The sequence below is a fragment of the Saliniramus sp. genome (genome assembly GCF_035311605.1).
Taxonomy (GTDB): domain Bacteria; phylum Pseudomonadota; class Alphaproteobacteria; order Rhizobiales; family Beijerinckiaceae; genus Saliniramus.
Genome location: NZ_DATGCW010000176.1, coordinates 1 through 5120, shown reverse-complemented (window position 1 = coordinate 5120; position 5120 = coordinate 1). Strand labels below are relative to the sequence as shown.

At 64.9% G+C, this 5120-nt stretch carries 6 protein-coding genes and 1 pseudogene; 4 read left to right on the top strand and 3 right to left on the bottom strand.

What is annotated here, in order from left to right; genetic code table 11:
* The 3 genes from VKP01_RS08225 to flgF form a co-directional block, all read right to left on the bottom strand.
* On the bottom strand, nt 1-728 hold a 728-nt coding region (locus tag VKP01_RS08225), incomplete at its 3' end, for a flagella basal body P-ring formation protein FlgA (RefSeq protein ID WP_324411668.1).
* 6 nt (nt 729-734) lie between these two features.
* On the bottom strand, nt 735-1526 hold the full coding sequence (flgG, locus tag VKP01_RS08220; protein ID WP_324411667.1) for a flagellar basal-body rod protein FlgG: 792 nt from the start codon (nt 1524-1526) through the stop codon (nt 735-737).
* Nucleotides 1527-1543: 17 nt separating this feature from the next.
* A complete protein-coding gene (flgF, locus tag VKP01_RS08215; protein ID WP_324411666.1) occupies nt 1544-2284 on the bottom strand; it encodes a flagellar basal-body rod protein FlgF in 741 nt (246 codons plus the stop codon).
* Nucleotides 2285-2590: 306 nt separating this feature from the next.
* Between flgF and VKP01_RS08210 the strand changes: the two genes are divergently transcribed.
* The 4 genes and pseudogenes from VKP01_RS08210 to VKP01_RS08195 form a co-directional block, all read left to right on the top strand.
* Nucleotides 2591-3082, top strand: coding sequence for a flagellar basal body-associated FliL family protein (locus VKP01_RS08210; RefSeq protein WP_324411665.1), 492 nt, complete (start codon nt 2591-2593; stop codon nt 3080-3082).
* A 12-nt stretch (nt 3083-3094) separates the two neighbouring features.
* Complete coding sequence (gene fliM, locus VKP01_RS08205) at nt 3095-4336, top strand: flagellar motor switch protein FliM (protein ID WP_324411664.1); 1242 nt, start codon at nt 3095-3097, stop codon at nt 4334-4336.
* Nucleotides 4337-4341: 5 nt separating this feature from the next.
* Nucleotides 4342-4929 (top strand): DUF6468 domain-containing protein, encoded by a 588-nt coding sequence (locus VKP01_RS08200; protein ID WP_324411663.1) that lies wholly within the window; start codon nt 4342-4344, stop codon nt 4927-4929.
* Nucleotides 4926-5120: pseudogene (locus VKP01_RS08195) on the top strand (hypothetical protein); the annotation flags it as partial. The gene VKP01_RS08200 and the pseudogene VKP01_RS08195, both read left to right, overlap by 4 nt.

Below are 5120 nucleotides of genomic sequence, written 5' to 3'. Positions count from 1 at the left end.
GGACGGCGTTCGATGCGAAGATCGACCGGGTTGATCCGCTCGCCGCGCGATACCGGGCGTTCGAGCATGGCGATTTCGACGGTCGTGACGGCGCGTCCCGCTACCATGGCCTGGCCGAGCCGTCGCGAGGCGCTCTCCCCGACATAGACCAGCGCGGCGAGGCGCCCGCTGCCGTGATCGTAGCGCAGATCAGTCACCGCCACCGGGCCTGCGGCATGAGGCGGAACGCGCATATGCGGTGCCCGGCCCTCGAAGCGGATCTCGATCGCCTCGGCCGGCTCGCCCCGCCGTGCGGCGATGGCCTCTGCCAGAGCTGCAGCGATCTCGTTTTCGTCGATCTCGCGGGCAGCGCGGGCGACGTGGACTTCCTTGCGACCGAAAGTCTGCGGCGGTCGCAAGCCGAGTTGCTCGGCAGCGGCAAGGATGCGCGTCGTGGCGATGGTGCCGTTCTCGCCCAGATCCGGTGCGCGGAAAGCGGCGATATCCATGACGTCGTGGGGAATGCCGGCGAGGAGATCGCCGATCGTGACGACATCGGCATCGACCGTGACGTCTCCGCGCAGGCGCGGCGCGTCATCGGCATCATCGCCGGTCGCGAAGGCGGGGGCCGTCAGGACGACGACGAGGGTGATCGCGAGAATGAAGCCGGCGACACGGGCGATCAGCCCGGGACCGAGACGCGCGCAGCGCTGTGCGCCGAGGGGATGGATGCGACGATCAAGGCTCATGACCCGTTACCCCCTGAACATCTGGCTGGCGGCGGTCAGCATCTGGTCGGCGGCGCTGACCACCTTGGAATTCATCTCGTAAGCGCGCTGTGCCGCGATCAGCGAAGAGATTTCGGTCACTGCATTGACGTTGGCCTCTTCGAGGAAGCCCTGCTGCAGATTGCCGAAGCCGGCTTCTCCCGGCTGGCCCTCGATGGCCGGACCGGATGCGGCGGTCTCGAGAAAGAGGTTGTCGCCGATCGCCTGCAGCCCGGCCTTGTTCACGAAACGCGACATGGCGATCTGGCCGACATCCTGCGGCTCGTTTGCGCCCCCGACCAGAACCTGGACCTGACCCTGCGCCGAGATCGAGACGCTGCGTGCGTCCTGCGGCACCTGGATGCCCGGTGCGACGCGGTAACCGTCCTTGGTGACGAGCTCGCCTTCGGCGTTCAACTCGAAACCGCCATCACGGGTATAGGTGGTCCGCCCGTCGGGCATCTCGATCCGGAAGAAGCCCTCGCCGCGTATGGCGATGTCGTAATCCTTCTCGGTGGGCGAGATATTGCCCTGTGACATGGCGCGGGCGGTGGAGACCGCCTTGACGCCCGTGCCGATCTCGATTCCCGCCGGCACCCGGGTATCCTGCTCTGACGTGACGGTGCCGGAGCGGCGCATGTCCTGATAGAGCAGATCCTGGAAGTGCGCCTGCTGGCGTTTGTAGCCGGTCGTGCGCATGTTGGCGATATTGTTGGAGATGACCTGAACATTGAGTTCCTGGGCGGTCATCCCGGTGGCGGCTGTGTGCAGGGCACGCATGATGACTTACTCCTTGTTCAGGCGATTTCGCCGAGGCGCTGCACCGCAGTGCGTTGCAGTTCGGCCATGCGCTGGATCATGCCGGCGATGCTGGTATAGGCGCGGCTGACATCCATCATCCGCGTCATTTCCAGCACGGCATTGACGTTCGAGCGCTCGACCATGCCGCTGCGCAGGGAAGCGGTATCCATGGCCGGCATCGGCTCTTCTTCGCTGACGAAGAGATTCGCGCCGGCATTGCTCAGGCCCTGCGGATTGTCGAAACGCACCAGGCGCAGCTGACCGAACTGGCCAGCAGCGGAAGTGACGACGCCATCGGGCGAGATCGTCAGATCGGTGGCCTGCGGATCGACCGCGATCGGTCCGCCGTCGCCCAGAACCAGAAAGCCGTCGCTGTTGACGAGGCGGCCTTGCGCGTCGAGCTGCATGGCGCCGTTGCGCGTGAAACGCTCGCCCTGCGGTGTATCGACCACCAGAAAACCATCGCCCTGGATGGCAACATCGAGCGGATTGCCCGTCTGCTCCGTCGCGCCCTGGCTGAGATCGAGCGGCGTATCCGCGTCGATCACATAGGCGAACTCCCGGTCTGCGCGCGGGAACTCCTCCGCCCTGGCATTGGGCATCATGTATTCTTCGAAGACCGACGAACGCGCCTTGAAGCCGTTCGTCGAGACATTGGCCACATTGTTGGCGATGACGTTGATTTCACGCGCCAGCGCCACCTGTCGAGACAGGCCGATGAGAAGCGAATTCTCCATGCGAGCCGCTCCCTTTCCCGTTTTTCCCCGCCGAATCCCCGGCGCTCCCCAGCGCGGTTTCGGCCCACTTCCCGACGCAGGGGGCGTGCCAGTTTGAGATTTTCCGAAAAAGCGTTTTATTTTAACGACTTGGTTAATTCACGATTCACCATCACACCCGGAGTGTTTCGCCGGGGGGGCAAAATCAGCCCGGCAGGATTTGCCGCCTTAACGACGCGTTAACCGTATCCGGCGATTGTCGGGATGCGGATCTGTCAGTGCAAACGCACGGGCGCGGTGCGAAGTCGGAGAGTATCGGGGATCACGATGGCCGAGGACACGGATAAAGAGGATGGCGCGGAAGGCGAGGGTGTCGAAAAGCCTTCCAGCCGCAAGCGTCTGATTATCTTCGCCGCTGCCGGCCTCATCGCCCTGGCGCTGGCGGGCGGCGGCGCCTTCTTCTTCCTGGGCGGTGGGGATTCCGCCGAGGAGGCGGAAGTCGAACGCCCGGCCATCTTCGTCGACGTGCGCGAGATGACGGTCAATCTTGCTTCGGAGCCGAATCAGGAGCGGCCACGCTTCCTGCGCTTCTCCGTGGCGCTGGAGGTGGATGATCCCGAACTGGCGAGCGCGCTCGAACCGTTGATGCCGCGCATCGAGGACACGTTCCAGGTTTTCGTCCGGGAACTGCGCCCCAGCGAGATCGAGGGCTCGGCGGGTATCTACCGCCTGCGCGAGGAATTGCTGCGGCGCGTGAACATCGCCGTGCATCCCGCGAAGGTGGACGGGGTGCTGTTCAAGGAAGTCGTCGTGCAATGAGGAGTGAGCGGCATGGCTGACGACGACGATCTACCCGGCGGCGACGACGACGCGATGGATGACGACTGGGCCGCAGCCCTCGCCGAACAGGGCTCGGGCGGTGGCAGTGAGGATCCTGCGCTCGCCGATGAATGGGGGGCGGCGCTGGCCGAGCAGGGTTCTGCTGCGGCGGCGAGCGACATGGCGGCCGAATGGGCCACCATGATCGACGAGAGCACGGATGACGACAGCCCCGACATGGCTGGCGCCGACCGTATTCTCAACCAGGACGAGATCGACCAGCTGCTCGGCTTCTCGCTGCACGAACTCTCCGCATCCGGTGCCGGCGGCATCCGCGCCATCGTCGATTCGGGCGTCGTTTCCTACGAACGCCTGCCGATGCTGGAGATCATCTTCGACCGGATGGTGCGCCTCCTGTCGACCAGCCTGCGCAACTTCTTCCAGGACAATGTCGAGGTCACCCTCGACAACATCCGCTCCGTGCGCTTCGGCGATTATCTCAATTCGATCCCGCTGCCGGTGCAGCTCGCGGTGTTCCGCGCCGAGGCCTGGGAGAATTCCGGTCTCGTCACGATCGAATCGAATCTGGCCTATTCGACGCTGGACCTGCTGCTCGGCGGCAAGCGCGGCAGCCAGGATACCCGCCTCGACGGGCGCCCCTTCACGACCATCGAGATGCAGCTGGTCAAGCGCATGGTCGAGATCGTGCTGGGCGACCTGCAGGTCTCCTTCGCGCCGATCGCCAATGTCGAATTCGACGTCGACCGGATCGAGACCAATCCGCGCTTTGCCACTATCACCCGCCCGGCCAATGCTGCCATCCTGATCGACTTGAAGCTCGACATGGAAGGCCGTGGCGGGCTTTTGCAGATTCTCTTTCCCTACGCCACGATCGAGCCGATCCGCGATCTTCTGCTGCAGAGCTTCATGGGCGAGAAGCTGGGGCGCGACGCGGTCTGGGAGAGCCATCTCGCTACCGAGATCTGGCAATCCGATTTCGAGGTGAAGGCGGTTCTGCATGAAATGCGTCTTCCGCTACGTCAGGTGATGAAGCTGGAGGTTGGTGATACGCTCATGTTCGATGCCAAACCCTCCGATCTGGTTACCCTGCAATGCGGTGACTGGCGCCTCACCCAGGGCCGGGTGGGGCGTTACGAGGACAAGATCGCAGTCCAGATCGCAAGGCCGATGCGGCGGGCGCGCACCACGCTCGCCGCATTCGAGGCGAGTGCGAAGAATCAGAGTGAGGCGTGACGTCCATGGGCTCGATCCTGATGCTCTTTGCGGAAATTCTCGTCGCGGTATTGCTTGTTGCCACGGTGGCGACCTCGGTGCGGCTGTCGAAGCGCATCGCGAAACTGCAGGCGGATGAGCAATCCATGCGCAAGACCATCGTCGAGCTGATGAGCGCCACCGAAACCGCCGAACGCGCCATTGCCGGCCTGCGCAATACGCTCGGCGATTGCGAGAAGACGCTGGCTGATCGCCTGCGAACCGCCGAGCGTTACGCCTCCGATCTCGCCGAGCAGGTCGAGGCGGGCGAGCAGGTGATGACCCGGATGATGACCATCGTCGATAACGGGCGCAGCCTGCGCGTCCCGCAGCCTGATGCGACCGGCGAGACGGCGCAGATCGCCCCGCCGGAGCGGCCGGCTGCGGTTCACGTCGCCAGCCATGAGCCGCAGCCCGGACCGGGTCCGATCCCGCCATATCATGCGCAGCCGTCCCCCGCCCCCGTGCCGCCGGTATCGCATCCGCGCCGCATTCCCGATCGGATCAGCGATGCGGCGGAGCTCCTCTCCAGGCGTGCCATGGACCGGCTCGAGAATCGGGGTGATGCCGCATGATCAAGCGTCTGCGCCTGATTGATGCGGTTGCGATCGCCGCTGTGGCGCTGCTGGCGCTGAAGGGGCTCGATTACCTGCGTGGTGACGGTGCCGATGCAGGGCTGCCGGCCTCCGCGCCGTCCCTGCAGGCCGCCGGCGAGACGGGCGTGATATCCGGTTTCGCGCGGGTGCTCGCCCATGCGCGCAGCGGC

Coding starts and splice junctions, on each gene's coding strand:
- flgG (WP_324411667.1), bottom strand. CDS start 1,526: ATGCGTGCCCTGCACACAGCCGCCACCGGGATGACCGCCCAGGAACTC.
- flgF (WP_324411666.1), bottom strand. CDS start 2,284: ATGGAGAATTCGCTTCTCATCGGCCTGTCTCGACAGGTGGCGCTGGCG.
- VKP01_RS08210 (WP_324411665.1), top strand. CDS start 2,591: ATGGCCGAGGACACGGATAAAGAGGATGGCGCGGAAGGCGAGGGTGTC.
- fliM (WP_324411664.1), top strand. CDS start 3,095: ATGGCTGACGACGACGATCTACCCGGCGGCGACGACGACGCGATGGAT.
- VKP01_RS08200 (WP_324411663.1), top strand. CDS start 4,342: ATGGGCTCGATCCTGATGCTCTTTGCGGAAATTCTCGTCGCGGTATTG.